The sequence below is a fragment of the Albidovulum sediminicola genome (assembly GCF_025751575.1).
Classification (GTDB): domain Bacteria; phylum Pseudomonadota; class Alphaproteobacteria; order Rhodobacterales; family Rhodobacteraceae; genus Albidovulum; species Albidovulum sediminicola.
This window is the reverse complement of the sequence record NZ_JAOWLA010000008.1, coordinates 47,897-74,225: the sequence shown is the minus strand read 5'-3', so window position 1 is coordinate 74,225 and position 26,329 is coordinate 47,897. Positions and strand designations below refer to the sequence as shown.

Annotated in this window: 18 protein-coding genes and 1 pseudogene; 11 read left to right on the top strand and 8 right to left on the bottom strand. The window is 66.9% G+C overall.

The window, feature by feature from the left end:
* The first annotated feature begins 560 nt into the window (after positions 1-560).
* From acsA to OE647_RS09950, 5 genes and pseudogenes are all read left to right on the top strand, one after another.
* Positions 561-2,306 carry an acetate--CoA ligase gene (acsA, locus tag OE647_RS09970; protein WP_263721582.1) on the top strand — a complete coding sequence of 582 codons (1,746 nt, stop codon included), beginning with the start codon at positions 561-563 and terminating at the stop codon, positions 2,304-2,306.
* A complete protein-coding gene (gene pdhA / locus OE647_RS09965; RefSeq protein WP_263721581.1) occupies positions 2,303-4,306 on the top strand; it encodes a pyruvate dehydrogenase (acetyl-transferring) E1 component subunit alpha in 2,004 nt (667 codons plus the stop codon). The genes acsA and pdhA overlap by 4 nt, the downstream gene beginning before the upstream one ends.
* Positions 4,303-5,481 carry a dihydrolipoamide acetyltransferase family protein gene (locus tag OE647_RS09960; RefSeq protein WP_263721580.1) on the top strand — a complete coding sequence of 393 codons (1,179 nt, stop codon included), beginning with the start codon at positions 4,303-4,305 and terminating at the stop codon, positions 5,479-5,481. Before pdhA ends, OE647_RS09960 begins: the two co-directional genes overlap by 4 nt.
* Positions 5,478-5,723, top strand: coding sequence for an acyl carrier protein (locus OE647_RS09955; RefSeq protein WP_263721579.1), 246 nt, complete (start codon positions 5,478-5,480; stop codon positions 5,721-5,723). Before OE647_RS09960 ends, OE647_RS09955 begins: the two co-directional genes overlap by 4 nt.
* 95 nt (positions 5,724-5,818) lie before the next feature.
* Positions 5,819-6,661: pseudogene (locus OE647_RS09950) on the top strand (ureidoglycolate lyase).
* A gap of 5 nt (positions 6,662-6,666) precedes the next feature.
* Here OE647_RS09950 and OE647_RS09945 read toward each other — a convergent pair.
* From OE647_RS09945 to OE647_RS09935, 3 genes are all read right to left on the bottom strand, one after another.
* A complete protein-coding gene (locus OE647_RS09945) occupies positions 6,667-7,980 on the bottom strand; it encodes an aspartate aminotransferase family protein (protein ID WP_263721578.1) in 1,314 nt (437 codons plus the stop codon).
* Complete coding sequence (locus OE647_RS09940; protein WP_263721577.1) at positions 7,977-9,530, bottom strand: trimethylamine methyltransferase family protein; 1,554 nt, start codon at positions 9,528-9,530, stop codon at positions 7,977-7,979. Before OE647_RS09940 ends, OE647_RS09945 begins: the two co-directional genes overlap by 4 nt.
* Positions 9,531-9,630: 100 nt before the next feature.
* Entirely contained in the window at positions 9,631-10,641 is a 1,011-nt protein-coding gene (locus OE647_RS09935) for a LysR family transcriptional regulator (RefSeq protein ID WP_263721576.1), read from the bottom strand.
* Positions 10,642-10,797: 156 nt separating this feature from the next.
* On the opposite strand from OE647_RS09935, the gene OE647_RS09930 reads away from it, so the two are divergent.
* From OE647_RS09930 to OE647_RS09915, 4 genes are all read left to right on the top strand, one after another.
* Entirely contained in the window at positions 10,798-13,191 is a 2,394-nt protein-coding gene (locus OE647_RS09930) for a GcvT family protein (protein ID WP_263721575.1), read from the top strand.
* Entirely contained in the window at positions 13,188-15,605 is a 2,418-nt protein-coding gene (locus OE647_RS09925; protein ID WP_263721574.1) for a GcvT family protein, read from the top strand. The genes OE647_RS09930 and OE647_RS09925 overlap by 4 nt, the downstream gene beginning before the upstream one ends.
* Positions 15,602-16,360, top strand: a complete 759-nt coding sequence (locus tag OE647_RS09920; protein WP_263721573.1) for a sulfotransferase — start codon at positions 15,602-15,604, stop codon at positions 16,358-16,360. The genes OE647_RS09925 and OE647_RS09920 overlap by 4 nt, the downstream gene beginning before the upstream one ends.
* Before the next feature lie 94 nt (positions 16,361-16,454).
* Positions 16,455-16,958 carry a TrmO family methyltransferase domain-containing protein gene (locus tag OE647_RS09915; RefSeq protein ID WP_263721572.1) on the top strand — a complete coding sequence of 168 codons (504 nt, stop codon included), beginning with the start codon at positions 16,455-16,457 and terminating at the stop codon, positions 16,956-16,958.
* Here the strand turns inward: OE647_RS09915 and OE647_RS09910 are convergent.
* The 5 genes from OE647_RS09910 to OE647_RS09890 all read right to left on the bottom strand — a co-directional run bounded on the left by OE647_RS09910 (position 16,955) and on the right by OE647_RS09890 (position 22,806).
* A complete protein-coding gene (locus OE647_RS09910) occupies positions 16,955-17,971 on the bottom strand; it encodes an aldose epimerase family protein (RefSeq protein ID WP_263721571.1) in 1,017 nt (338 codons plus the stop codon). The genes OE647_RS09915 and OE647_RS09910 overlap by 4 nt on opposite strands.
* Before the next feature lie 90 nt (positions 17,972-18,061).
* Positions 18,062-19,417, bottom strand: a complete 1,356-nt coding sequence (locus OE647_RS09905) for a TRAP transporter large permease (RefSeq protein ID WP_263721570.1) — start codon at positions 19,415-19,417, stop codon at positions 18,062-18,064.
* A 3-nt stretch (positions 19,418-19,420) separates the two neighbouring features.
* Positions 19,421-20,746, bottom strand: a complete 1,326-nt coding sequence (locus OE647_RS09900) for a TRAP transporter small permease subunit (RefSeq protein WP_263721569.1) — start codon at positions 20,744-20,746, stop codon at positions 19,421-19,423.
* Between the two features lie 81 nt (positions 20,747-20,827).
* On the bottom strand, positions 20,828-21,928 hold the full coding sequence (gene dctP, locus OE647_RS09895; RefSeq protein WP_263721568.1) for a TRAP transporter substrate-binding protein DctP: 1,101 nt from the start codon (positions 21,926-21,928) through the stop codon (positions 20,828-20,830).
* Between the two features lie 269 nt (positions 21,929-22,197).
* Entirely contained in the window at positions 22,198-22,806 is a 609-nt protein-coding gene (locus tag OE647_RS09890; protein ID WP_263721567.1) for a response regulator transcription factor, read from the bottom strand.
* Positions 22,807-23,013: 207 nt separating this feature from the next.
* Between OE647_RS09890 and OE647_RS09885 the strand changes: the two genes are divergently transcribed.
* Both OE647_RS09885 and OE647_RS09880 read left to right on the top strand, forming a co-directional pair.
* Positions 23,014-23,538, top strand: coding sequence for a putative pterin-binding protein (locus OE647_RS09885; RefSeq protein ID WP_263721566.1), 525 nt, complete (start codon positions 23,014-23,016; stop codon positions 23,536-23,538).
* Between the two features lie 56 nt (positions 23,539-23,594).
* Positions 23,595-26,258 (top strand): hybrid sensor histidine kinase/response regulator, encoded by a 2,664-nt coding sequence (locus OE647_RS09880; protein ID WP_263721565.1) that lies wholly within the window; start codon positions 23,595-23,597, stop codon positions 26,256-26,258.
* Positions 26,259-26,329 lie beyond the last annotated feature (71 nt).

Here is a 26,329-nt window from a genome sequence, read left to right as displayed (position 1 = left end):
GGACCGCGTCCAGATGCCGCTGCACCGCGGACACAGCCGAAAACGCCTTCCGCACCTCACCGATCGCGGCGTTGAGTCCGGTGGTCGCCATCGCGTGGTTCGGTCCCTCGACCTCGTGGCGGTGGCCCTTCTCGCGCGTGGGGCAGACTTGAGCACCTCCGACAGCTCTTCCTCCGTCTGGGCGATCACCTTGTCGCGCGCTTCCTGCGCCGTCTCTGCCAACTCCTGGTAAGCCTCGGAGTTGGACAGCGCATGGATGTCGTTGGCCAGTTCGTCGATAAGCCGCTCCATCGCGGCGCGGAACCGCATCGCCGGGCGGCAAGCGGATCGCGCCCAGCGCACGGCCAGATCGGCACTGGTGGCAAGGTGGTCGTCGGCCGCCGACCCGGGCGCGCAAAGGCTTTCGGACGGCACGGCCTTTGGGTCGAGCGACCCGGGCATCGTCAGGCTCCTTCAAGCGCATTCGGCACATACCCCTGCGGGGCGGGCATATTGATCGGTATCAACGCCGGCGCCGCCGCGATCCCTAGACTGGGAGGGGTCAATCCGGGAATCAGCCGATGCAAGAGGAGCGGATCGTCAAACCCTGTGCCGAACGGGCGCGCGCCAACATGCCGGACTACGCGGCCGCGCGGGCGGCCTTCACTTGGGCCGAGGCGCGCAATTCGCTCGACGGGCTGGGGCAGGGCAGGCTCAACATCGCGCATGAGGCGATTGGCCGCCATGTCGCGGCGGGCCACGCGGATCAGGTCGCGCTGCGCTGGATCGCCAAGTCCGGGGCGCGGCGCGACTACACCTACGGCGACCTCGACCGCGAGACCAGCCGCTTCGCCAACGTCCTGCGCGACAGCGGCCTTGCGGTGGGCGACCGGGTCTACGCGCTTCTGGGTCGCACGCCGGAACTTTACATCGCGGCGCTGGGCACGTTGAAGGCGGGCTGCGTCTTCTGCCCGCTGTTTTCCGCCTTCGGCCCGGAGCCCATCCACGCGCGGATGGAGATTGGCGGCGCCGCCGCGCTGATCACGACAAAGCGCCTATATACCCGCAAGGTCGCGGGCCTGCGCGATCGCCTGCCCGACCTGCGCCTGGTCTTCCTGACCGACGCGGAGGTCGAGGGCACCCGCGCGATCGGCCCCCTGACGGACGCCGCATCGGACAGGTTCGAAACCGTGCCCATGGCGCCGGAGGACTCGGCGCTGTTGCATTTCACCTCGGGCACCACCGGGCGCCCCAAGGGCGTGGTCCATGTCCACGAGGCGGTCGTCGCGCATCACACCACCGGGCGGCTCGCGCTCGACCTCAGGCCGGGGGATGTCTTCTGGTGTACGGCGGACCCCGGCTGGGTGACCGGCACCTCCTACGGGATCATTGCGCCGCTGACCAACCGCGTGACCATGATCGTGGATGAGGCGGAATTCGACGTGGCCCGCTGGTACGGCATCCTTGAGGACGAACGGGTGAACGTCTGGTACACCGCCCCCACCGCGATCCGGATGCTGATGAAGGCGGGCGCGGATCCTGCCGCGGGCCGGGATTTTTCCGCCCTCCGCTTCATGGCCAGCGTGGGTGAGCCCCTGAACCCAGAGGCGGTGATCTGGGGCAACAAGGTGCTGGGCCGCCCCTTCCACGACAACTGGTGGCAGACCGAGACCGGCGGGATCATGATCGCCAACTATGCTTCGATGGACGTGAAACCGGGGTCCATGGGCAAGCCCCTGCCGGGGATCGATGCCGGGGTGGTGGACGTGACCGACAACGGCGTCCATGAGCTGAACGAACCCATGGCGCTGGGGGAGCTGGCGCTGCGTTCCGGCTGGCCCTCGATGATGCGCGGCTACCTGCATGAGGAGGCGCGCTACCGCAAGTGCTTCCGCGACGGCTGGTACCTGACCGGCGATCTGGCGATGCGCGATGCGGAGGGCTATTTCTGGTTCGTGGGCCGCGCAGACGACCTGATCAAGAGCGCGGGCCACCTGATCGGCCCCTTCGAGGTTGAAAGCGCGCTCATGGAACATCCGGCGGTCGCCGAAGTGGGTGTCATCGGCGTTCCAGATGAGACCGCAGGCCAGCTGGTCAAGGCCTATGTCGCGCTGAAACCCGGGCATGAGCCGTCGGAGGATCTGCGCCGCGACCTTCTGGGGTTGGCGCGCTCGCGGCTTGGCCCCGCCGTTGCCCCCAAAGAGATCGTGTTCCGTAAGAACCTGCCCAAGACCCGCAGTGGCAAGATCATGCGCCGTCTGCTCAAGGCGCGCGAACTTGGCCTGCCGGAGGGCGATATCTCGACCCTGGAGAGCGATGAACAATGACGTCTGGCAGCCTCAAACCCCATCTCGATCATGACCATGTGCGCGGGCTTCTCAAGGCGATGATCCGCATCCGCCGGTTCGAGGACAAATGCGCCGAGCTTTACACCGAACAGAAGATTCGCGGCTTCCTGCACCTTTACGACGGCGAAGAGGCGATCGCGGCGGGGATCATTCCGGTACTCGGGGCGAAGGACCGGCTGGTGGCGACCTACCGCGAGCATGGCCATGCATTGGCGCGCGGGGTTCCCATGAACGCGGTCCTGGCCGAGATGTTCGGCAAGGCGGAGGGCTGCGCGGGCGGGCGCGGCGGGTCGATGCACCTGTTCAGCAGCGATCACAACTTCTACGGCGGCAACGCCATCGTGGGGGGCGGGTTGCCGCTGGCAACGGGCCTCGCGCTGGCCGATCGGATGCAGGGAAGCGACGCCATGACCGCCTGCTTCTTCGGCGAGGGCGCCGTCGCGGAGGGCGAGTTCCACGAGGCGATGAACCTCGCCTCGCTCTGGGACCTGCCGGTGTTGTTCGTCTGCGAAAACAACGGCTATGCGATGGGCACCGCGCTGTCGCTGTCGGAGGCCGAGACCGACATCGCCGCCAAGGCCCGCAGCTACGCGATCGCGTCCGAGGTCGTGGACGGCATGGATGTCGTCGCGGTCGAGGCCGCCGCGCGCCGGGCGATCGCCCAGATGCGCGAAACGCGGGAGCCCTTCTTTCTCGAATGCCGCACCTACCGGTTCCGCGCGCATTCGATGTTCGACGCCCAGCTTTACCGCCCCAAGGCGGAGGTCGAGGAATGGCGCCAGAAGGGCCCGATCCTGCGCTTCCAGGGGTGGCTGGAAGAAAACCATCTGCTGCATGCCAATGAGGTGGCCAGGATCACCGCCGAGGTAGACGCCGAGATCGCCTCGGCGGTGGCCTTCGCCGAGGCGGGTAGCGACGAACCCGTCGCAAACCTGACCCGGCATGTCCTCTCCGACACCCGCCCGGAGCCGCCCGCCCTCGTCCCGCCGGGCAAGCCGATCTCCACCACCTACCGCGAGGCGATCAAGGCCGCGATCACCGAGGCGATGGAGCGGGACGACCGCGTGTTCCTGATGGGGGAAGACGTGGGGCGCTACGGCGGCTGCTACGCGGTTTCCAAAGGGCTGCTGGATCGCTTCGGAGCTGAACGCATCCGCGACACGCCGCTGTCGGAATCTGGGTTCACCGGCGCGGGCATCGGCGCCGCCATCGCCGGAATGCGCCCGATTGTCGAGGTGATGACGGTCAACTTCTCGCTCCTCGCGCTGGACCAGATCCTCAACACCGCCGCGACCTTCCGGCACATGTCGAACGGCCAGTTCGGGGTGCCGGTCGTGATCCGCATGGCGACCGGCGCGGGGCGGCAGCTGGCGGCCCAGCATTCCCACTCGCTCGAAGGGTGGTATGCCCATATCCCCGGACTGCGGGTTCTGGCACCCGCCACGATCGAGGACGCGCGGGGAATGCTCTGGACGGCGCTTCAGGACCCTGACCCGGTCCTGATCTTCGAAAACGTCATGCTTTACAACATGGATGGGGAGCTTGCCGAGAACGCGGGCGCCGTCGACATCGACCGCGCCGTGGTCCGGCGCGAAGGCACCGACATCACACTTCTGACCTATGGCGGATCGCTTTGGAAAACGCTGGAGGCGGCCGGGACATTGGCCGCACAGGGGATCGAGGCCGAGGTCATTGACCTGCGCAGCCTGCGCCCGCTCGATATGGAAACCATCCTCACCTCGGTCCGCAAGACGCGCCGGGCGGTCGCGGTGGACGAGGGCTGGAAAAGCGGCAGCCTGGCCGCCGAGATCGGGATGCGGCTCGCGGAGGAGGCGTTCTGGGACCTCGACGCGCCGCTTGGGCGGGTGTGCAGCGCCGAGGTGCCGATCCCCTACGCCGCGCATTTGGAACAGTCGGCGATCCCGCAACCGGCGCGGATCGTCGAAACCGTCATGGCCGTGATGGGGGAACGCCCATGAGCGCGTTTCTCATGCCCTCGCTCGGCGCGGATATGGAGGCCGGGACCTTGATCGAACAACTGGTGCCGACGGGCGGCGAAGTGCATCGCGGCGACATCATCGCCGTGGTCGAAACCCAGAAGGGCGCGATCGAGATCGAGGTCTTTCAGGATGGGCGGCTGGAGGGCTGGCTGGTCGGGGTCGGGCAGAAGGTTCCGGTCGGGACGCCCCTGGCCATGATCCGCGCGGCGGGCGAGCCCGAGGCGCCGCAACCGCAAGATCCGGCCCCCGAACCGCCCGCCCCGGAGGTGCCGCCGCCGGCGGAGCCTGGCCCCCCGTCGACCGAACCCGAGGTGCCGCCCCCCGATATCCCCTCGCCGGAGCAACCCTATCCGGAACTGCGCCGGCCCCGCGCCTCGCCCGCCGCGCGGCGGCTGGCGGCGCGACGGGGCATCGACCTGAGCCGCCTCGCGCCGCGCCGCGACGGGACAATCCGGCTTGCCGATGTCGATGCCGCGGCCGGGGCGCCGCCCGCGCCAGACATGCGTCAGGCCATCGCCGCCGCCATGGCGCGCTCCAAACGCGAGATCCCGCATTATTACCTGTCCCACCAGCTTGACGTGACGGCGGTCCTCGATTTCGTCGCGCAGCGGAACGCTGACCGCCCGCCCGAGGCGCGGCTGGTGCCGGCGGCGCTCTACCTGCGGGCGATGGCCAGGGCGCTGGACAAGTACCCGGAATTCGCGGGCCACTACATCGGCGGCCGCTTTCGCCCAGCTGGCGGCGCGCATATCGGTCTTGCCATCAACCTGCGGGGCAGGGGCCTTGTCGCCCCCGCGATCTTCGACGTGGACCGATCAGATATTGACGCGGTGATGGCAGCAGTGCGGGACCTCGTCCAGCGGGCGCGCGCGGGACGCTTCCGGGCGCGCGAGTTGTCGGACGCCACGATCACGCTGACCAGCCTGGGCGAGCGCGGCGTCGACGGGTTGTTCGGCATCATCTACCCGCCGCAGGTGGCCATCGTCGGCATCGGCACGCCCGCGCCGCGCCCCTGTGTCGTCGCAGGCCAGGTGGTGGCGCGCACCATGGCGACCCTGACCCTTGCCGCCGATCACCGCGTCAGCGACGGCCACCGGGGGGCGTTGTTCCTGCGGGCCATCGATACCCACCTGCAACAGCCGGAGGCGCTATGACCCGCGATCAGATCGAGCAGATCCTCAGGGCCGAGTTGAACCGCATCGCTCCGGACATCGCCATCGACCGGATCGACCCCGCCGCGCCCCTGCGGGAAGAGTTCGACATCGACTCAATCGATGTTCTCACCCTCGTCACCGCGCTTTCCAAGGCGTTGAAGATCGACATCCCGGAGGCCGATTATCCGCAGATGGAAAGTTACGCCGATCTTCTGGACTATCTGGCGGCGCGCGCGGGCTAGGTCTCCCCTGGCAGGGGACTGCTGGCGAAAAAGGATATACCGGCGCGCGGGGGCGTGTCATCCAGGGCCTCCGGCAAGGGTATGCGAGGATCGGGATGAAGCTGCTGCGCTATGGATATCCGGGGCAGGAAAAGCCCGGCATGCTGGATGCGGAGGGCAACATTCGCGACCTGTCGGACGCGGTCACGGATATCGCCGGGCCGGTCTTGGGGGATGCGGGGCTTGAGGCACTCCGCGCGCTTGACCCCGCGCAGCTACCGCTTGTGACCGGCGATCCACGCATCGGGCCTTGCGTCGGTGGTGTCGGCAAGTTCGTCTGCATCGGCCTGAACTACGCCGATCATGCCGCTGAAAGCGGGATGGATCTGCCCGATGAGCCGATCGTCTTCTTCAAGGCGACCTCGGCGATCTGCGGACCCAATGACGGGGTGGAGATCCCGCGCGGATCGGTCAAGACCGACTAGGAGGTGGAGTTGGGCGTGGTCATCGGCAAGACCGCGAAATACGTCACCGAGGCGGAGGCGCTGAACCATGTCGCGGGCTACTGCGTCGTCAACGACCTGTCGGAACGTGACTTCCAGATGCACCGCTCGGGCCAATGGGTGAAGGGCAAGTCCGCCGACAGCTTCGGGCCCATCGGTCCCTGGCTCGTGACGCGGGACGAGGTGCCCAACCCGCAGGCGCTGGGCATGTGGCTGGAAGTCAACGGCCGCCGGTACCAGGACGGCTCCACCCGGACGATGCATTTCGGCGTCGCGGCCGTGATCGCGTACCTTTCGCAGTTCATGAGCCTGCATCCGGGCGACATCATCGCCACCGGCACGCCGCCGGGCGTGGGGATGGGGCAGAATCCGCAGGTCTACCTTCGTCCCGGAGACATGATCGAACTGGGTGTCGAGGGGCTTGGCCGCCAGCGGCAGCGCGCCTTCGCCGGATAGGGGCGCTACCTTGCCTTGGTGAAGGCGCGGTCCAGTCCTTCGGACACCTGGTCGACATCGGCCAGCGACAGGCAGAGCGGCGGCACCATCCGCAGGGTCGACCGCGTCGGCCCGGACTTCGACAGGATCAGCCCGCTTTCGCGGCACTGCTCGAAGACGGCTGCGGTGGTTTCGGGGTCGGGTTCCTTGGAATTGCGGTCCCGCACCATCTCGATGGCGAGCATCAGGCCGCGCCCGCGCACGTCGCCGATGGCCGGATGGCGTTGGCGTAGGTCGTTCAGCCGTTCAAGCAGCGCGCCGCCGACGGTCTTGGCGTTCTGCTGAAGCCTCTCCTCGCGCAGCACCTGAAGGACGGCGCGGCCCGCCGCGCAGCTTGTGGGGTTGGCGCCATAGGTGTGGAACATGAATTTCTCGGCCATCGGCTGGGCGATCTGCCGTTGCGCCACCACCGCGCCGAGGGGGAAGCCGTTGCCGATCCCCTTGGCCATGACCACGATATCGGGGATCACGCCGTCGGCCTCGAAGCCCCACATGTGATCGCCGGTGCGCCCGAAGCCGGACTGCACCTCGTCGGCGATGTAAAGCCCGCCCGCCGCGCGCACCCGTTCCGCCGCGCCCGACATGTAGCCCGGCGGCATCTCGATGATCCCGCCGTAGCCTTGCACCGATTCCACCAGCATCCCCGCGATGCGGCCGGTGGTGGCGACGGCGATGGTGCGCTCGATCTCGTCCAGGTAGGGCTGGGTGCCGGGGCCGAAGACGCCGCGATACTGGTTTGGTTCGGCGACGAAGGCGACGTTGCCGGGCATGCCGGGGTGGCGGAAGGCCGCGATCCCGGTCACCGACTGCGCGGCCGAGGTGGGCCCATGATAGCCGTTCCGGAGCGCCAGCAGGTCGAGATTGCCGGTGTATCCGCGCGCCATCACCATGGCGAGGTCGATCGCCTCGGAGCCGGAGTTGGTGAAATGCACCACCCACTCGATATCGCCCTTCGGCCCCTTCGGCATGGTCGCCGCCAGTTCCTCCGCCAGATGGGCGGGGACGGGGTGGTAGAACATCGTGGTGCAATGGGTCAGTTCGGCGGCCTGCTCCGCCGCGGCCTTGACCACCACGGGATGCGAATGCCCGACCGAGACACAGACGTTCATGCCCAGAAGATCGACGTATTTCCTCCCCGCCTCGTCCCAGAGGTATTGCATCGACCCCCGGCGAAAGATCATCGGCTCCGCGAAGGGGACGAACTTCTTTTGGCTCGCGGCATAGTAGGTGTCGCGGCGGCGGGCTGTGCCCTCAAGGCTCCAGTCGATGGGCAGGGTCATGCGCTTGTTCCTTCTATCTCTCGGGTGCGGCGGGCGACGAAATCGTCCAGGGCTTCGCGCACGGCGATGTCCATGTCCGGCGGCTGGTAGTCCGCCAGCAGCTTCTTGACCTTCAGCGCGGCGCGCTCATGTTCCCACAGCGCGCCCTCGGCGCTCCATTGCTCATAGGTGCCGTTGTCCGACATCTCGCCCATCCAGAGCGCGGTTTCGAAAAGCGCCTGCGTGTGGGCCGCGCCCAGGAAGTGGCCGCCGGGGGGGACCTCCCGAAACGCGTCCATCGCTTGCGCGGATTCCGAGAAATCGACCCCCTGGACGAAGCGCATCATCGCCGAGCAGCGGTCTGCATCCATCACGATCTTCTCATAGCCCGTGGTCAGCAGCCCCTCCAGGCAGCCGGTGGCGTGGATGATGAAGTTGACCCCGGCCATGGCCGCACCCATCAGCTGCGCCTGGCTTTCGTAGCCCGCCTGGGCGTCCGGGACCTTCGAGGCCGTCAGCGCCCCGACCGAATGGAAGGGCAGGCCCAGCCGGTCGGCAAGCGTCTTGGCGCACATCTGGAACTGCGTGCCCTCGGGCGTGCCGAAGGTCGGCGCCCCGGTCCTGAGCGAGATCGGCGAAAAGAACGTGCCGAAGGCCGCCGGCGCGCCGGGGCGGATGAGCTGGATCAGCGCGACCGAGGCCATGACCTCGGCCAGCACCTGCGCCAGCGTGCCGGCGATGGTGACGGGCGACATCGCGCCGCCCAGGACGAAGGGCGACACCACCGTGCACTGCCCCGCGCGGGCATATTCCTTCAGCGCCCAGAGCATGGTTTCGTCCAGAACCAGCGGCGCGTTGGTGTTGACGACCGAATAAAGGACGCAGTTCCGCTCGACGAACTCCGCGCCCATGGCGAGCTTGCACATCTCGATCGTGTCGCGGGCGCGCTCGGGGGCGGTCACGGCCCCCATGAAGGGCTTGTCGTTCAGCGTCAGATGCGCATGCGCCATATGCAAGTGGCGCAGCGGCACCGGCAGGTCCACCGGTTCGACCACCACGCCGCCGGAGTGGTTCACCGCCGCCAACTGGTGGTGGATCTTGGTGATATCGCGGAAATCCGCGATGGTCGCGTAGCGGCGGCCGCGTTCGATATCATGGACGAAGGGGGGGCCGAAGCTGGGGCAATAGACCTGCGCATCGCCCCCGATCTGGATCGAACGGGCCGGATTGCGCGCATGCTGGGTGAAGACGCGCGGCGCGGTTCGGATCTTGTCACGGCACCAGCCGGGGTCGAAGCGGACGCGCTGGCCCTCGACCCGTGCGCCATGCTTGCGGAAGATCTCCAGCGTTTCGGGGTCGCCGCGAAACTCCATCCCGATCTCGTCCAGGATGCGGTCGGCGTTCCGCTCGATGATCTCGACGCTTTCCGCATCGATCAGGCTGACCTGTCCGATCCGCCGGATCGTGTAGGGCGCGCTGAGCGCGTTGCGGGCGGTGCGGGCGCGGATCTTCTCGCTCCTGCCCGCGCGATGAGGCGCGGGCCTTTCCCTGGTTTCGTCATCCTGCTGCATGGCATCCTGCGGGTTTGCGCCTTGTCCCGGCAAGTCTACGCAGCCGCCCAGGCTTCCGCCTAGAGGTGCCGTGGATCATCGAATTTACTAATGATGGGGATTAGCCCTTCGTGCCTTCCGGGGCGGGGAAGTGATATTCGACCTCATCGGCGATTGCGGGAAAGCGCAACGCGAAGTGTTCCCGCAGGATCTGCGCGCATTGCCGCGCCAGCGCCTCCGCGATCGCCTGATGATCGCCGTCGCGGCTGACGACCTGAATGCGCCGCCGGAAACCCGGAAAGGGCAGGGGTTCGATCCGCAGCTTCATGCCCTCCGCCACCGCGTCGATCAGGAGCGAGGGCGTCAGAAGCGCGAAGCATTTCCCGGTCGCCACACCGGCCACCACCATGGACGACCGGTCGGCCTCCATCGCGCGGGGGAAGTGCAGGCGGCAGCGTTGCAGGTGCTGGTCAGTCCGGCGGCCGACCGGCGTGGCCACGCCGAAGCGCACCAGCGACAGGCGGGAGGAGATCTCGTCGATGTCCTTGGGGTTCCCGCCGTAAGATTCTGGCAGAACGAGATAAAATGACTCATCCAGAATTGGGACCACATGGTCGTCCTCGTCGTTGCGCACCAGTTCCGAGGTCACGGCGATGTCGATCTGGCGCGCGTTCAGCGCCGCGCGGTGGTCGATGGCAAGGCCCGCCGACAGGATCAGTTCCGGCACGCCCAGCTCCTCCACCGCGAAGTCGAAGAGGCCCGGCGTCAGCGTCGTCGCGATCGAGGCCAGGAGCCCCATCCTGAGGACCGGCAGAGAGGTCGCGTTCAGCCGCCGGATATTGGCCTTCAGGTCCTCGATCTCGTTCAGGATGCGGTATCCGTGGCGTTGCAGGATGCCGCCCGCATGGGTGAGTGTCACAGGCCGGTGCGACCGGTCTATGAACTTCACCCCAAAGGCGGTTTCGAGGTTTTTGAGATGTTGGGAGGCCGCGGACTGCGTCATCCCCAACGCACGCGCCGCGGTCGTGACCTGCTGCATCTCGGCCACGGCCATGAAGATCTCGACCGCCCGGAAGAGGTTGAAATCCGGCGTCTGGTTTGACTTCGGGTCAGAATCCTTGGGGTTTCGCATCTGTTTCACCTGCCGGGCCGGAAAGCGGCCTTCGCCCGCGCGGCCCGAATCCGGCGAAGGTTCTGTCTTTCATTAGAAAGTTTAATAGTGTTTGCGCGGGCTTGATCAATGCCCCGGGCACGGGATCAGGTGGCGTCAGGCACAACCGGGTGGCGCATGGCAGGAACACTCATCATCGGCGGCGGCGCGATCGGGCTCAGCCTCGCCTATCACCTGGCGCGAAGGGGCGAGCGCGAGGTCCTGCTGGTCGAACGCGATCGGCTGACCTCCGGCACCAGCTGGCATGCGGCGGGCATCGTCGGGCCGCTGCGCGCCACGCCCAACATGACGCGGCTTGCGATGTACGCGGGCGAACTTTTCCCGCGACTTGAGGCTGAATGCGGCCTGTCCACCGGCTACCGCCGGACTGGCGGCTACTGGCTGGCGCGCGACCCGGCGCGGATGGACGAGCTGCGCCGCATCGCCGCGCTGGGGCGGCATTTCGGCCTGACGCCTTCGATTGTTCCGGGCGAGGAGGTGCGGGTTCCGGGGCTGGAGACGGCGGGCATCCTCGGCGCGCTCCGGGTCGAGGAGGACGCGAACGTCAATCCCGTCGACCTCTGTATGGCCTATGCCAAGGCGGCTCGAACGCTGGGGGCCGAGATCCGGGAACACACGGCGGTCGCCGCGCTGATCGTCGAAGGCGGTGTGGCGCGCGGCGCGCGGCTTGCGGACGGCTCCGAGATCCGGGCGGATCGCGTGGCGCTCTGCGCCGGGGCCTGGTCGAAACGGCTGGCGGAGGCGGCAGGCGTGGCGCTGCCGCTTCAGGCGGTGGAGCACATGTATATCGTCACCGAGCCGATGGCCGGCCTGCCGCAGCCCTATCCGGTGCTGCGCGACCTGGACCGGGGCATCTACGTGAAAGGCGACGCCGGGAAGCTGGTGATCGGCGGTTTCGAGCCGGGGGCCAAGTGCTGGAACCCCTACGGGCCGGAGGGCAGCCGCCCCTTCCTCGAACTGCCGGAGGACTGGGACCAGTTCGCCCCCTTCATGGAGGCGGCCCTAGCCCTGATCCCCGCGCTTGAGCGCACGGGCATCCAGCATTTCATGAACGGGCCGGAAAGCTTTACCACCGACAGCCGGCCTCTTATCGGTCAGACCAATGAGGTCGATGGGCTGTTCGTCGCCGCCGGAATGAACTCGGTCGGCGTCATGTCCTCGGCCGGGGTGGGGCGGGTGCTGGCGGACTGGATGATGGAGGGCGCCGCGCCGCTCGATCTCTGGCCCATCGACGTGGCCCGTGCCGATCCGCTGACCGCCGCCGCCGCGCATGTGGAGGCACGGATGGAGGAGGCGGTGGCCGATGTCTTTGCGATCCACTGGCCCTACAAGCAGCCCAAGGCGGGCCGGGGCCTGCGCCGTTCGGCTCTCCACGACCGTTGGGCGGAGGCGGGCGCGGTCTTTGGCCTGACGGCGGGATGGGAACGGGGGCTGTGGTACGCGGCGAACGATGATGAGCGCCGCTTGCCCTACTCGGTCACTGAGCAACCCTGGCAAGAGATCGTCCACCGGGAGGCCGCGGCGATGGAGCGCGGCGCGGCGCTGATCGACCTGTCGCCCTTCGGCAAGTTCGATATCGCGGGGCCGGACGCGCTTTCGGCCTTGCAGTTCCTGGCGGCGGGCAATGTCGATGTCGAAACCGGGCGGGCAGTCTATACGCCGCTTCTGAACGCCAGGGGCGGGATCGAGGCCGACGTGACCATCACCCGCCTCGGCACCGATCTGTTCCGCCTGACGTCAGGGGCCGCGACGCGTTGGCGCGACCTGGCCTGGCTTCGGCGAAACATGGCGGGGCGCGACCTGACGATCCGCGACGTGACCGAGACGGAGGTCGTGATCGGCGTGATGGGCGCGGGGTCGCGAAGGCTTCTGGCTGGGCTTTCCCCTGACGGCTGGCAGGATTTCCCGTTCGCGACCGCCCGGGACGTTACCGTGGCAGGCCAGCCCTGCCGCGCGACCCGCGTCAGCTTCGTGGGCGAGCTTGGCTGGGAATTGTCCATCCCCGCTGCCCACGGCGGCCCGGTCTTCGATGCGCTTCGGCGCTGGGGCGCGTGCCCCCTTGGCCACTATGCGCTGGACGCTTGCCGGATCGAGAAGGGGTTCCGCCACTGGGGCCACGATCTCGGCCCCGAGATCACGCCGCTTGAGGCGGGCCTGGGCTTCACGGTGGACTGGGGCAAGGACTTCCTCGGCAAACCGGCGCTCGAACGGCAAAGGGCTGCGGGGCTGACGCGCCGCCTGCACCTGTTTGAGGTCGAGGGGCGCCCGCTGGTCCTGCATGACGAGCCGATCCGGGAGGGCGGCGCGGTCGTGGGCATGACGACCTCCGGCGGTCGGGGGGCGCGGACGCGCAGGACACTCGCCTTGGGCCTGATCTCGGTCGGTCCCGGCGAAAAGACCGCCCAAACGGCGGCGCGGCAGTTTGAAATCGAGATCGCGGGGCGGCTTTATCCGGCGAAAGTGCTGGAACGGGCCCCCTTCGATCCCCAAGGCGAACGGATGCGGGGATGACATTGAACGCTCAGGTCCTGATCATCGGCGGCGGCGCGATGGGCGTGTCGCTGATGTACCACCTGGTCAAGGCCGGCTGGAGCGATGTCGTCCTGACCGAGAAGAACGACCTGACCCATGGCTCCACCTGGCATGCGGCGGGGCTGTGCACGCATTTCGCGCACAACCCCACGATCCAGGAGTTGCGCGCGACCTCCGTCCGGCTTTACCGCGACATCCTGCCGGAGGAGACGGGCGGCACCTGCGGTTTCCACCGGTCGGGCGCCATGCGCATCACCTCAAACCCCGACCGGATGGATGAATTCGCCCATGTCGCGGGGCTGTCGCGGTTCACGGGCTATGACCTGCGGCTTCTCACCTCGCCCGAGGAGGTCGCGGCGCTGCATCCACTGGCGCGGACCGAGGGCATCCTAGGCGGCATCTACGAGCCCGACGACGGCCATGTGGACCCGACCCTTGCCACCAACGCGATGGCGCAGGTCGCGCGGGCTGGCGGCGCCACGATCCTGCGGCAGAACCCCGTCCGCGCGATCCGGCGCGAGGGCGGTCACTGGATGGTCGAAACCCTGCGCGAGGTGATCCGCGCCCGCCACATCGTCAATGCCGCCGGCACCTGGGGCTGGGAGGTGGGGCACATGATGGGGCTCAACATCCCCTCGGTCCCGGTCCTTCACCAGTATCTTGTCACCGACACCATCCCCGCCGTGGCCGGGCGCATCGCGGCGGGTCTGCCCGAACTGCCGATGATCCGCGACCCGGAGGAAAGCTGGTATGTTCGCCAGGAACGCGACGGGTTGATCCTCGGTCCCTATGAAAAGAACGCCCAGCCCTGGTCCATCGACGGCGTCCCGCCCGACTTCGGGGCCGAGCTGATGGCGCCCGATCTGGACCGGGTGGAACATATCATCGTGGCGGCCATGGCGCGGATCCCGGCGCTGGAAACCGGGGGCGTGAAGTCGGTCGTGAACGGGCCGATCACCTTCACCCCGGATGCGAACCCGCTGATCGGCCCGGTCCATGGCCTGCCGGACGCCTGGCTTCTGACCGGGTCCTCGATGGGGGTGATGGAGGGCGGCGGCGCGGGCTGGTTCCTGGCCCACTGGATGACGCACGGCGCGCCCCCCATGGACGCGCTTGCGGTCGACAGCCGCCGTTTCGGCGCCTGGGCCGACCGTGACTACCGGGTGCAGAAGGCGGTCGAATGTTTCGGGCTCCAGTTCGGTGTGCATTATCCCTATGAGGAACGTCCGGCAGCGCGTGGCAAGCGCCTCTCGCCCCTCCACGACCGGATGCTGGCGCGCGGGGCGGTCATGGGTGCGGCCCATGGCTGGGAACGGCCGAACTGGTTTTCCGACCGCACCGGGGACGAGGCCGTGCCGACCTTCCGCCGGGCCAATTGGTTTCCCCATGTCGCGCGCGAGGTCCAGACGGTGAGCGAGGCCGCGGGCCTCGCCGACCTCTCGGTCTTTTCCAAGTTCGAGGTCACGGGACCAGATGCGCGCGCTTTCGTCGACGCATTGGGGGCCAACCGGGCGCCCAAGGTGGGGCGCGTCGGTCTCCTCCATGCGCTGACGCCCGCTGGGGGCACGGCTTCGGAATTCACTGTCAGCGCGCTGCCGGGGGACCGCTTCTACCTGACCTCCGCCGCGGCGGCGGAAGAGATGGACGAAGACCTTCTGCGCGCCCGCGCCTCCGGCTTCGATGTCCAGATCGCCAATGTGACCGAAAGTCTCGGCGTGATCGCCCTGATGGGGCCGAAGTCCCGCGCGATCCTGTCCGGGCTGACGGACGCCGACCTGGGTGCCGGTTTCCCCTGGCTTGGTGTGCGGGAGATCACGGTGGCCGACATTCCCCTGCGAGCGCTCCGCGTATCCTACATCGGCGAGCTGGGGTGGGAGCTTCACGCGCCGCGCGCCGATTGCGCGGCGCTTTTCGACGCGCTGGAGGCCGCGGGACGGCCGCATGGGCTGGGCCTTTTCGGGGCCTACGCGATGAATTCCATGCGGCTGGAAAAGGGCTACCGGGCCTGGGGGGCGGATTTCACGACCGAACGGACCCCGGCGGAAAGCGGGGCCGGGCCGCTGATCCGGGCCGAGGGCCGGGATTTCGTCGGACGCGAGGCGCTCGCACGGCGGATGGAGGCGCCGGATCGATGGGAAACGGTGCTGCTGGCGATTGAGGCCGACGGGGTGGACCCGTTCTACAGCCACACCGTCCTTCATGCCGGCCGGCCGGTCGGCGTCGTGACCTCAGGCGCCTGGGGGCACCGGACCGGAAAGGCGCTGGCGCTGGCCTATCTGCGGGAGCGGGGCCTGCGGGACGGCCTCAGCGTCTCGATCCTCGGCCGGTCCTGCGCCGCGACGGTGCTGGAGGCCGCGCCCTACGACCCCGCGAATGAAAGGCTCAAGGCATGAGCGGTCATCCGATCATCGCGCTCTGGTCGCATCCGCGCTCGATGTCCACGGCGATGGAACGGATCATGCGTGAACGCGGCGATCTGGACTGCCTGCACGAACCCTTCATGTATGACTACTACGTGCACCGGCAGGTCCGCACCATGCCGCATTTCGAGGTGCAGGCCGATCACCCGACAAGCTACGGTGCCATCCGTGACATGATCCTGGAGCGCGCCGAACGGGCCCCGGTCTTCTTCAAGGACATGTCCTACTACGTCTATCCGCAGATCCTGAAGGACAGGGCTTTTGCCGAACGGCTGACCGATGTGTTCCTGGTGCGCGACCCGGTCGCCTCGATCCCCTCCTACTTTCGGCTCGACCCCGGCCTGACGCTTGAGGAGGTGGGGCTGGAGGCACAGGCCCGCCATTTCGACGCCCTGGTCGCTGCCGGGAAGTCGCCGCCCGTCATCGTGGCCGAAGACGTTCGCGCCGATGCGGAGGGCGTGATCGGCGCGCTCTGGGCGCGGATCGGGCTTGCCCCCTGTCCCGCTGCCTTCGACTGGCAGCGCGAGACGCCAAAGGACTGGGCCCAGGTCGGCGGCTGGCACGGAGAGGTCAGCCGGTCCAGCGGCATCCGCCCCCTCGATGCGGACGAACTGGCCAAGCGCGAAAGCGATTTCGACGCGCTGGCGCGGCAAGAGCCGCGTCTTCGTGACCTTCTGGACCATCACCGGCCGTTCTACCGGCACCTGGCGGCGCAGGCGCGGTCCTGACACGGGCACAGCGACTGCCCGCTTGACAACCGCGCCAAGGGCGAGGTCCCTTTCCCGCCAAGATGGCAGAGTTGCCGAGACCGGAGGGACGATCATGGCGACCAAAGGGGCCCGCGCGGGCGAACGTGCGCTGGATTTCGATCCGGCGGCGCATCCCGATGCAGGGCTGTGCTTCATCGGCCGCATCACCTCGCCCTGGCGGCGAGGGGAATGCCCGAAGAACTTGCGCGAGGCGCGCGCGCGCGGCGGTGCTTTCGGGGCGGTGGTCGCGGAGCCCTATCGACCGGGGCTTGCCGGGCTTGCGGCGGGCGATCCGGTGGTCGTCCTTTACTGGATGGCCGATGCCGCGCGCGACCTGATCGTGCAGGCCCCCTCGCACCGCCCGGTGCCGCAGGGGGTCTTTGCGCTGCGCTCGCCCGCCCGGCCGAACCCGGTCGCGCTGGCGGTCGTGCGGCTTCTGGCGGTCGACCCGGTCACGGGCATCTTGCGCTTCGATGCGATGGACGCCTTCGACGGGACGCCCTTGCTGGACATCAAGCCCTGGCTCGCCTCCGTCGATGTGCCGCCGGGTTCGGAGGGCTTGGTGGACGGCGCCTAGCTGCCCGGCGCGGCGACGCGGGCGAAGACGAATTGCGTGTGCTGCTCGTAGATCTCTTCGGGCCTGAGTACCGGTTGCGGCCAGTCGGGATGATGGATCGCGTCGGGCCAGACCTGCGGCTCCAGCGCGATGCCGGGGAATGCGCCCATCGCGCGGCCGTCAAGGCCCGGCACCGGCACCGCGAGTGGTGCGCCGTCGAAGACCTGGAGGCCGGGTTCGGTCGTCCGGATCCGCATGGACAGATCGCCACCCCGCAGCTCCCCGACCTCGCGCAGCGGACCCCGAGCCGGGGCGAGGCAGAGGTTGTGGTCGATGGGTCCCCGCGCGCAGGCATCGCCCAGACGCTGCGGGGTGCGGAAGTCGAAGCGTGTGCCGGCCACTGACGCGACTTGCCCGGACGGAATCAACTCCGCATCGACGGGCAGGTAGTGATCGGCCGCCAGACGCAGTTGGTGGTTCAGGATGTCGGCCTCGCCCGAGAGGTTGAAGTAGCTGTGATGCGCGAGGTTGCACAGCGTCGGCCGGTCCGTCGTGGCCGTGATGCGGATGTCGAGCACGCCCCCCGGCTCCAGCGTGAAGCGGACGCGCGCCGTCAGCGCCCCCGGATAGCCCATGTCCCCGTCCGGCAGCAAGAGCGTCAGGGTGGCGTGGCTCGTCCCGACCTCCTCGAACGACCAAAGGCGGTGGCTCGTCCCAAGTTTCCCGCCGTGAAGCTGGTGCTTTCCCAGGAAGTTCGCGTCCAGCTGATGCGTGACCCCGTCGAGCGTGAAGGCCGCGCCCGCGATCCGGTTCGCGCAACGTCCCGCGATGGCACCGAAATAGGGGGAATAGGCCAGGTAATCCTCGATCCGCGCGAAGCCCAGGACAAGCGGGGGACTGTGCCCCTCCAACCGCAGGTCCTGCAGGATCGCGCCAAAGCTGAGGACCGAGGCGCTGAGCCCGCCGCCGTGCAGGACCGCCCGCTCAACCGGGCTGCCGTCGGGCAGGGTCGCGAGCCGCTCGGTCATGCTCATTTTACGCGCCCCCTTGGCCCCTGAAACGAAAACCCCGGCGCAGGGTACTGCCTGCGCCGGGGGAATGTCGCCCGCATTCGTGCGCTGGGCCTAGCCGTAGACTAGGTTTGGCAGGAATGTGATGACCTGCGGGAAGAACATGCAGATCAGGAGCCCCAGGATCTGCAGGAGCAGGAAGGGGATCGCCGAGCGGAAGATGTCGCTCATCGGGATCGAGTCCGGGGCCACCCCGCGCAGGTAGAAGAGCGCATAGCCGAAGGGCGGCGACAGGAAGCTCATCTGCATGTTCACGAGGTAAAGCACCCCGAACCACAGCACCAGGTCGTCGGTGTTGTCGAAGCCGAAGGCGGCCGCGCCCAGCGACTTGATGATTGGCACGAAGATCGGCACGCAGAGCAGCAGGATCCCCACCCAGTCGAGGAACATGCCCAGCACGATCAGGATGATCTGCATCACGATCAGGATGCCCCAGGGGCCTAGGCCCATGCCCTGCATGGTCTCCTGCACGAACTCCTGCCCGCCTTCCAGCACGTAGAGCCCGACGAAGATGGTCGCGCCGAACATGATCCAGATCACCATGGCGCTGGCCTTGAGCGTGGTCAGGCAGGCCTCGCGGATGGTGGCCCAGTCAAGCCGGCGGTGGATGGCCGCGACGATGAAGGCGCCGAAGGTGCCGATGCCGGCGGCCTCCACGGGCGTCGCCACGCCCGAGAAGATCACCCCCAGCACCACGACGATCAGGCTGATCGGCGCCGACATCTTGCCCAGGAGGTGGAACTTCTCCCGCGTGCTGACCCGCTCCTCGATCGGGATCGGCGGGCCGAGGCGCGGGTTGATGTAGCTGCGGATGGTCACGTAGAGGATATAGAGCCCCGACAGCATCAGGCCGGGGATGACCGCGCCGATGAACAACTCGCCCACCGACTGCTCGGCCACGACCGCGTAGATGATGGCCAGGATCGAGGGCGGGATCAGGATGCCGAGCGTGCCGCCCGCCATGATCGCGCCCATGGCGATCTTGGGATCGTAACCGCGCTTGAGCATCGCCGGAAGCGCGATGATGCCCATGGTCACGACCGCCGCGCCGATCACGCCGACCATCGCGGCAAGGATCGTCGAGGCGAGGATCGTGGCGGAGGCCAGCCCCCCCTTCACGCCGCCAAGCACCTTGTAGATCACGTCGAACATGTCGTTGATGATCCCTGCTCGTTCGAGCATGGCGGCCATGAATATGAACAGGGGAATGGCCGAAAGCTGATAGTTCGTCATCAGCGGGAAGATCCGGCTTGGCACGATGTTCAGCGCGCGCGCGTCCCCCAGGATGAAGAGGAAGACGCAGGCCAGGCCGCCGGTGACGAAGGCAAGGGGCAGCCCCGCCATCAGCAGCACCAGCAGCGAGCCGAACATGATGAGCGTGAGGAGCTCGATTGAAATGTCCAGTCCCATGCCTCAGGCCCCTTTCGCGATCACGCGGATGTCTTTGGAAAGCTTGGAGACGCCCTGGAGGACCAGCAGAACGCCGCCCACGAACATCATCCATTTCATCGGCCAGAGCGGCACTTCCCATTCGTTGAAGCTGATTTCACCCCAGCGGATCGCCGGATCGGTCCAGTCGCGCAGCGACAACCCGCCCAGCATCTCGCCGAAGCCGATCTGGCCCCGCGCCCAGTCCGACACGACCGAGTTGCCCGAGGGTACCGCGATGGCGTCGAAGGCGAAGATGTAGGAGGTCACCAGAAGCGTACCGGCGAAGATGAAGAAGAAGATCGAGGTGAAGAGATCGGTCCAGGCCTTCCGGCGCGGCGACATCGGCGCATAGAAGATGTCGACCCGCACATGGCCCTCGGTCATCATCGCGTAGGACCCGGCGATCAGGTACTGCATCCCGAACATCAGGTACATCGATTCATGCGCCCAGTTCGTGGGGGAGTTGAAGACATAGCGGCTGATGACCTCGAAATAGTAGACGAAGACTGCGATCACCGCCCAGTAGCTGACGAACTCACCGGCATAGAGCGACAGCTTGTCGATCCAGTTTTCCGCCCACTCATGGTCGGGCTTGCGCGCGTCGGGGTCGATCTGCGCGGCCTTTGCGGCGGTCTCGGCGTCGATGATGGTTTCCTCGGGCAGTTCAAGGGCCACCGCTTCGTTGGCCTTGCGCACGAGACCGGGGATCAGCAGCGCGTCCAACGCCACGAAGGCGAGGATCAGGTAGAAGGTGTAGCGCGCCGCGTTGGCCCAGAAGGCCCGCTTGTCGGTCGCCGCCACGGCGATGGGCTGGGCCTCTGCCAGTTCTTCCTCTGCCGCGACGATCCGGTCGCGCCCGGTCGCAATCGCGTCCTCGGCCCGCTTCAGCCGGCGCTCGGCGCTTTTCTTGGCGAAGGAGTCGGGCTCCGCGGCCTCCACCTCGGCCTTCAGCGCGGCGATGTCGGCCTCCGCGGCCTCGACGCGAGGGGCTTCGCGCTCAATCACGCGCTCGGCGATGCGGACGTGGTTGGTCGCGTCCGACAGGGCCGCCCGCGCGTCGCGTTCGGCCGCGTTGCTCCACAGCACGAAGAGGAAGACGGGGATGAAGACAAGGCCGAGCAGGCTGCGCAGGTAGAACCTGTGTAACCCGAGGATGCCCCCGGTCACGAGGATCAGATAGGCCAGCGCGCTGCTGTAATTCTTCTGCGTTTGGCGGGTGCGCCGCGCCAGGATCATTCCCGCTATGGGGAAAAGGAGCAGCCCGAGCCAATAGGCCCAGTGGGGCAGGGTGAAGTCGATGTTGGGCATTGCGGTGTCCTGATGCTGGGCCGCCATATGGCAAGGCCGGGCCGCGGCGTTCCCGCCCGGCCCGGCCGCTATGCTTGGGGATCAGAGATCGAGCGTCAGGCCCTCGATCTGTTCCGGCGTGACGTAGCCGAGCGAGCCGGACATCATGTAGTCAAGCTGGATCTTAAAGACCCGGGCCGCGTCCTTGTCACGGTTGGCGTATTTGAACCAGATCGGCACGGCCACCTCGGTCAGAAGCTCCACGTCGTCCTGGGTCAGGCGCGTGACCTCGGTCCCGTCGGCGGCGAACTTCGCCCAGGCTTCCTGGTCGGCCTTCTGGATCGCGGCGTGATGCATGTCGGAGTAGACGTGGGTTTCCATCTCCACGAACTGCTGCATCGCGGGCGACAGCGCGTCCCAGGACGATTGCGACACGGTGATGTCCATGATGTCGACCGGCTGGTAGACCGACATGAAGCCCGGAGGCCCCATCGAGATGTATTTCGTCACCTGGCTGAAGCCGAGCGCGTAGTTCACCGCCGGGCCCACATAGTCGGCCACGTCGATCGTGCCCTTCTCCAGCGCGGGGAAGATCTCCGAGCCCGGAAGAACCGTGGTTTCTGCCCCGATCTCGGTAAAGACATCAGCAACCATGCCGCCCGGAAGGCGCATCTTGCGGCCGCGGAAGTCGTCGATCGAGCGGATCGGCACTTTCGAGTGAATGATGTTCGGCCCGTGGTGCACGGGGCCGACGAAATGCATGCCCTGCGCCTTGTAAAGCTCGCGCGCGATCTCAAGCCCGCCGAGCCCGTAGTAGAACACGTCGAATTCATGCGGATTGCGCAGGCCGAGCGGATAGGACGTCAGGAACGTCGCCGCCGGAATGATGCCCTGCGCGTAGATCGTGAAGGGGTTCACGGCGTCAAGCACGCCGTTCTTCACCGCGTCGTAAAGCTGGAAGTCGCCGACGACGTCGTTCGCGCCGAAGGGCTGGAATGCCAGCTCTCCCCCGGTCTTTTCGACGATGGTCGCGCACCAGTCCTTGAAGATCTGCAGACCCGCACCGCCAGGCCACGATGTCTGGATCTTCCAGGTCGTGCCGTTGGCTTGCGCCGAGGCGATGTGGGGTGCGGCCAGTGTCGAAGCGCCAGCCGCAGCGAAGGCCCGAAGCGCGCCTCTGCGAGTGGTGGTCTTGATGGTCATCCTCTTTCCTCCCGTTGTTGCCTTCAAGTTCTGTCGTGGTCGTCAAGGACTCCGGCTTGTGTCGCCCTCCGGTATTGGTAACATTACTTTACCATTTGTCTACCACTCAAATTCGGCATCCGGCATATTTTATCGCGTTGCGATGGTATGTCGCGCCGAGGCGGAGGCCGCCAAGAACTTGCCCTCGCCGCAGCTAAAGGGCGTCAGGACCCGTCCGGGCCGGATTGGAAAGGTTTGTGGGCGCCGGGACTGGCCCGGCGCATGACCGATCAGAAGGCGAAGAGGCCCCTGTCGCGGGCGATCATCGCCGCATGGGTGCGATTGTTGGCGTCAAGCTTGCGGCAGATGCTTTTCACATGCGCCTTGATGGTGACTTCCTGCACGCCGAGTTCCAGCGCGATGATCTTGTTCGGCTTGCCGTCGCACACGCATCTGAGAACGCTGAGTTCCCGTGGCGAGAAGATGTCGCTGCCAGCCTGGTTTTCCTGGGTCATGAAATCGAAGGGCGCATAGACCTCGCCCGCGGCCATGAACCGGATGGCTTGCACCAGGGATTTCGCGCTGAGCGTCTTGGGCACGAAGCCGGAGGCGCCCGAAGCGATCGCCGCTTCGACCGTATGGCGCGACACGTTGCCGGACATCAGCGCGACGGCGCCATCCCGGTTGGCCGCGATCACACGCTCCAGCCCCTCAAGCCCGTTCATGCCCGGCATGTTGTAGTCCAGCAGAACGCAATCGAAGGTCCCCTCGGTGGCGATCAACCCCAGCGCCGCTTCAAGGTCGCTGGCGGCGCGAACATCCATGTCGTCATGGCCGGCGATGAAGGCAGCAAGCGTCTCAAGGACAAGGGCGTGGTCGTCTGCAATAATGATCTTCATGACTTTTGCGCTTGCTGGCTCGGCGTGGGTGGTCGTTCGACTATTCGTTACAATGCGTTTGTTCTTATGCTGGATGCAAGCATGCGTCCGGATTGCCGCACCGTCAGTATCGATAAATACTATACTTAAGAGGTGTTGCTTTCACGAATGGAAAATGTTCCGCAGGGTAAACACCCAATTTCTCCAGCCTTGGAAGGAGAAACCGTCATGAACATGGCTGTTCCACGCTTGCTATGTTGTGGGTTTTTCGCGTTCGGCGCAGCTCAGATCGCCTCTGCGGACATCCCGGCGCCGCTGGAAGTGCCGACGGGTGAGGTGATTCTGGAGGTTTGCGGGAACATCACGGTACACAATCAGGGGGATTGCGCCGTCTTCGACGTGGAAACGCTGAAGGCCATCGGCCATGTGCACCTGGAAACCTCGACGATCTGGACCGAGGGCGTTCAGCGTTTCGACGGCGTGCGGCTGAAGGATCTGCTCCAGCGGGTGGGCGCGCAGGGCAAGTCCGTGTGGGCGAGCGCGGCCAACGATTATGGCGCCGACATTCCCGTGACCGACGCGACCGAGGATGGCCCGATCCTAGCCTATATGCTCAACAACGAGGAGATGTCGTTGCGTGACATGGGACCGCTCTGGGTGATCTATCCCTATGATCATGATAGCAAGTTCCGGTCCGACCTCATCTATTCCCGCAGCGTCTGGCAGCTTGTCAGCATGGAAGTGCGCGAATAGGCTCGTCCGGAAGCGACCGCGGGGGCCCCGTGAGGACCCAAGGGGCGAGGAAGCTGATGACACAGGGCGCCATGGACCAGAAACCATCACCGCCTCCTGTCCCGATGGGTTTCGTCTGGCGGATGGCCCGCTTCGTGCGCGCCTGTTTCCACAACGTCACGCTCTGGGCCGCCTCGGTGGTGATCCTTTGCGCGTTGGTCATCGCCTTCCTGATCCAGAGCGTCGTGCTGGACCTCGAACAGCACCGCTCCGCCGTGGAGGACCGCGTGCTGTGGAACATCTCGCAAAGCGAGGTGGAGATGACGACGCTTCAACTGGCGATCGCGAACAGCATGAAAACCCCCGACGCCGCCCGCCTGACGCAGCTGCGCCGGGCGTTCGACATCTTCTACGCACGGGTGTCGACGGTGGAGGAAGGGACGGGGTTTGCCGACCTGCGCAAGGACCCGCAGTTCGCGCTTGGGTTGGCGCAGGCCCGGAAATATGTCGCGACCGCTGTGCGGCTCATCGATTCCCCGAACGAGGATCTGATCGCGTCGCTGCCGGCGCTTGAGATAATGACCGAGGAGGTGCGACGCTATGTGCGGCAGATGTCGCTCGACACGGTGCGTAACCGCACGGTCTTTGCCGACGGCATTCGCGCGCAGCTGGTGACCACGCTGCTCCGGCTCGGGGGCTTCGCGGTGCTGCTGATCGCCGCGCTCCTGCTCAGCACATTGTTCGTGCTGCGGTTGTCGCGCAGTGCCGACCAGCGCGCGCAGCGCATCGGCGAGACGAACTCCCGCATCGAGGAGATCTTGTCGCGCACCAACCGGGCGGTCATCACGGTGGACAATCAGGGGGCGGTCCTCGACTTCAACCTCGCCGCCGAAGGAATGTTCGGCCTGCCGCGGGGCGAGGTCCTGGGCCGGGCCCTAGGCCAGGTTCCGCTTGACCCCGGGATCAAGCGTGCGATCGGGCGGCTCCTGTCAGGCTCGCCGGACCCCGACGAGACCGGCGAGGCGTTGGCCGAAAGCCTCAAATACGCGACCCGTGCCGATGGAAGCCAGTTCCCGGTCGAGGTGTCCATGTCCGTGATCGAGAGCCCGGCCGGGCGCAGCGTGCTGGTCTGGGTCACCGATATCACCCCGCGCTTACGCCGCGAGCAGCAATTGAACGAGGCGCTGGAACGGGCGGTTGCGGGCGAAACCGCCAAGGCCCGGATGCTCAATGTCATGAGCCATGAGGTCCGGACGCCGCTCAACGGCCTGATCGGGGCCCTGCAGGTTCTGGACGATACGATCCTGACCGCCCGCCAGCGCAAGATCGTCGGTACGATGAACACGTCCAGCGAGATCCTGCTCAACCACGTCAACTCGGTTCTCGAAATCTCCCAGATCGACGCGGGCAACCTGTCCTCGGCGCATGAACCCTTCGATCTGAAAGAGGTGGCGCAGCAGGTGGTGGAAAACCAGATCCACGCCGCAAGGAGCCGCGAGAACGTGCTGGTGATTGACGACATGTCCGGGATGACCATGCAGTTCCTGGGGGATGCCAAGCGTATTCGTCAGATCCTGATCAACCTCGTCAGCAATGCCAACAAGTTCACCCAGGCCGGCGAGATCAGGATCCGCCTGCGCACGGGGGAGGTGGGGGATGAAGCGGGGCTTGCCCGGATCGAGGTCTGCGATACCGGTATGGGCATTGCCGAGGAAAACCTCGAACGGATCTTCGAGGACTTCGTGACCATCGACACGAGCTATGAGCGGCGCACGGAAGGCACCGGGCTTGGTCTGGGGCTTTGCCGCCGCCTGGCGGCGATGATGGACGGTACCCTGACCGTCGAAAGCGAGATCGGCCAGGGAAGCGTCTTTCGCCTGACGCTGCCGCTGGTTCCGCTGGGGCCGGAAAGCGCCTCCCTGGGGGCGGTGCCGTCGCCCGAAGGTCCCGCCGCGCCGCAGGTTCTGCCCAGGTCGCTCAAGGTCCTTCTGGCGGAGGACAACCCGATCAACATGGAAATCCTGAGCGACATGCTCACCTCGGACGGCCATCGGGTCTATTGCGCAAGGGACGGACAGGAGGCGGTCGAGCGCGCGCAGGCGCGCGCCTTCGACGTCATCCTTATGGACATCAGCATGCCGCGTCAGAACGGGGTCGAGGCGACCAAGCTCATCCGCGAAGGCGACGGTCCCTGCAAGCAAGTCCCTATCCTGGCCGTGACCGCGCATGCGCAGCAGTCCGAGATCGACAAGTTCCTGCGGGCGGGGATGACGGCCACCATCGTCAAGCCGGTGTCGCGGGCGCGCCTGCGCCAGGCGCTGGCCAGTCCCGACATCCTCTCGGTGCCCGGCCCGAAGGACCGGGGCGCGCTTGTCGATCGGGATACGCTGACGGACCTGATCGATGCGCTTGGTCCCGAGCGTGTCACCCGGCTTGTGACCGAGGTTGACGCCGCCGTCGCGCGTTTCGCCGATGCCCTGGCCGGGCGGGCCACTGAACGCGCGGTCGCGGACGGCCTGTCGGAGGAGGCGCACAAGCTTGCCGGGGCGGTCGCGCTGGTGGGGGCGGCCGCCGTCAGGGAACATCTTGTCGCGCTGGAACATCTTCTGGCCGGGGCGGACGGCGGTGAGGCTGAATTGCACGCCCACGATCCCGCGCTCGTCGCGACCTGGCAGGCCACCAAGGCCGCGATCACCGAGACGCTGGGGCAGGCCGATCAACTCCGCGCGATGCGCGCCTGACACAACGCGCGCCCCGCAGGGTACGGGCGGCCACGCTGGATCAAAGCCCCAGGGCACTTTCGATGGCCGCA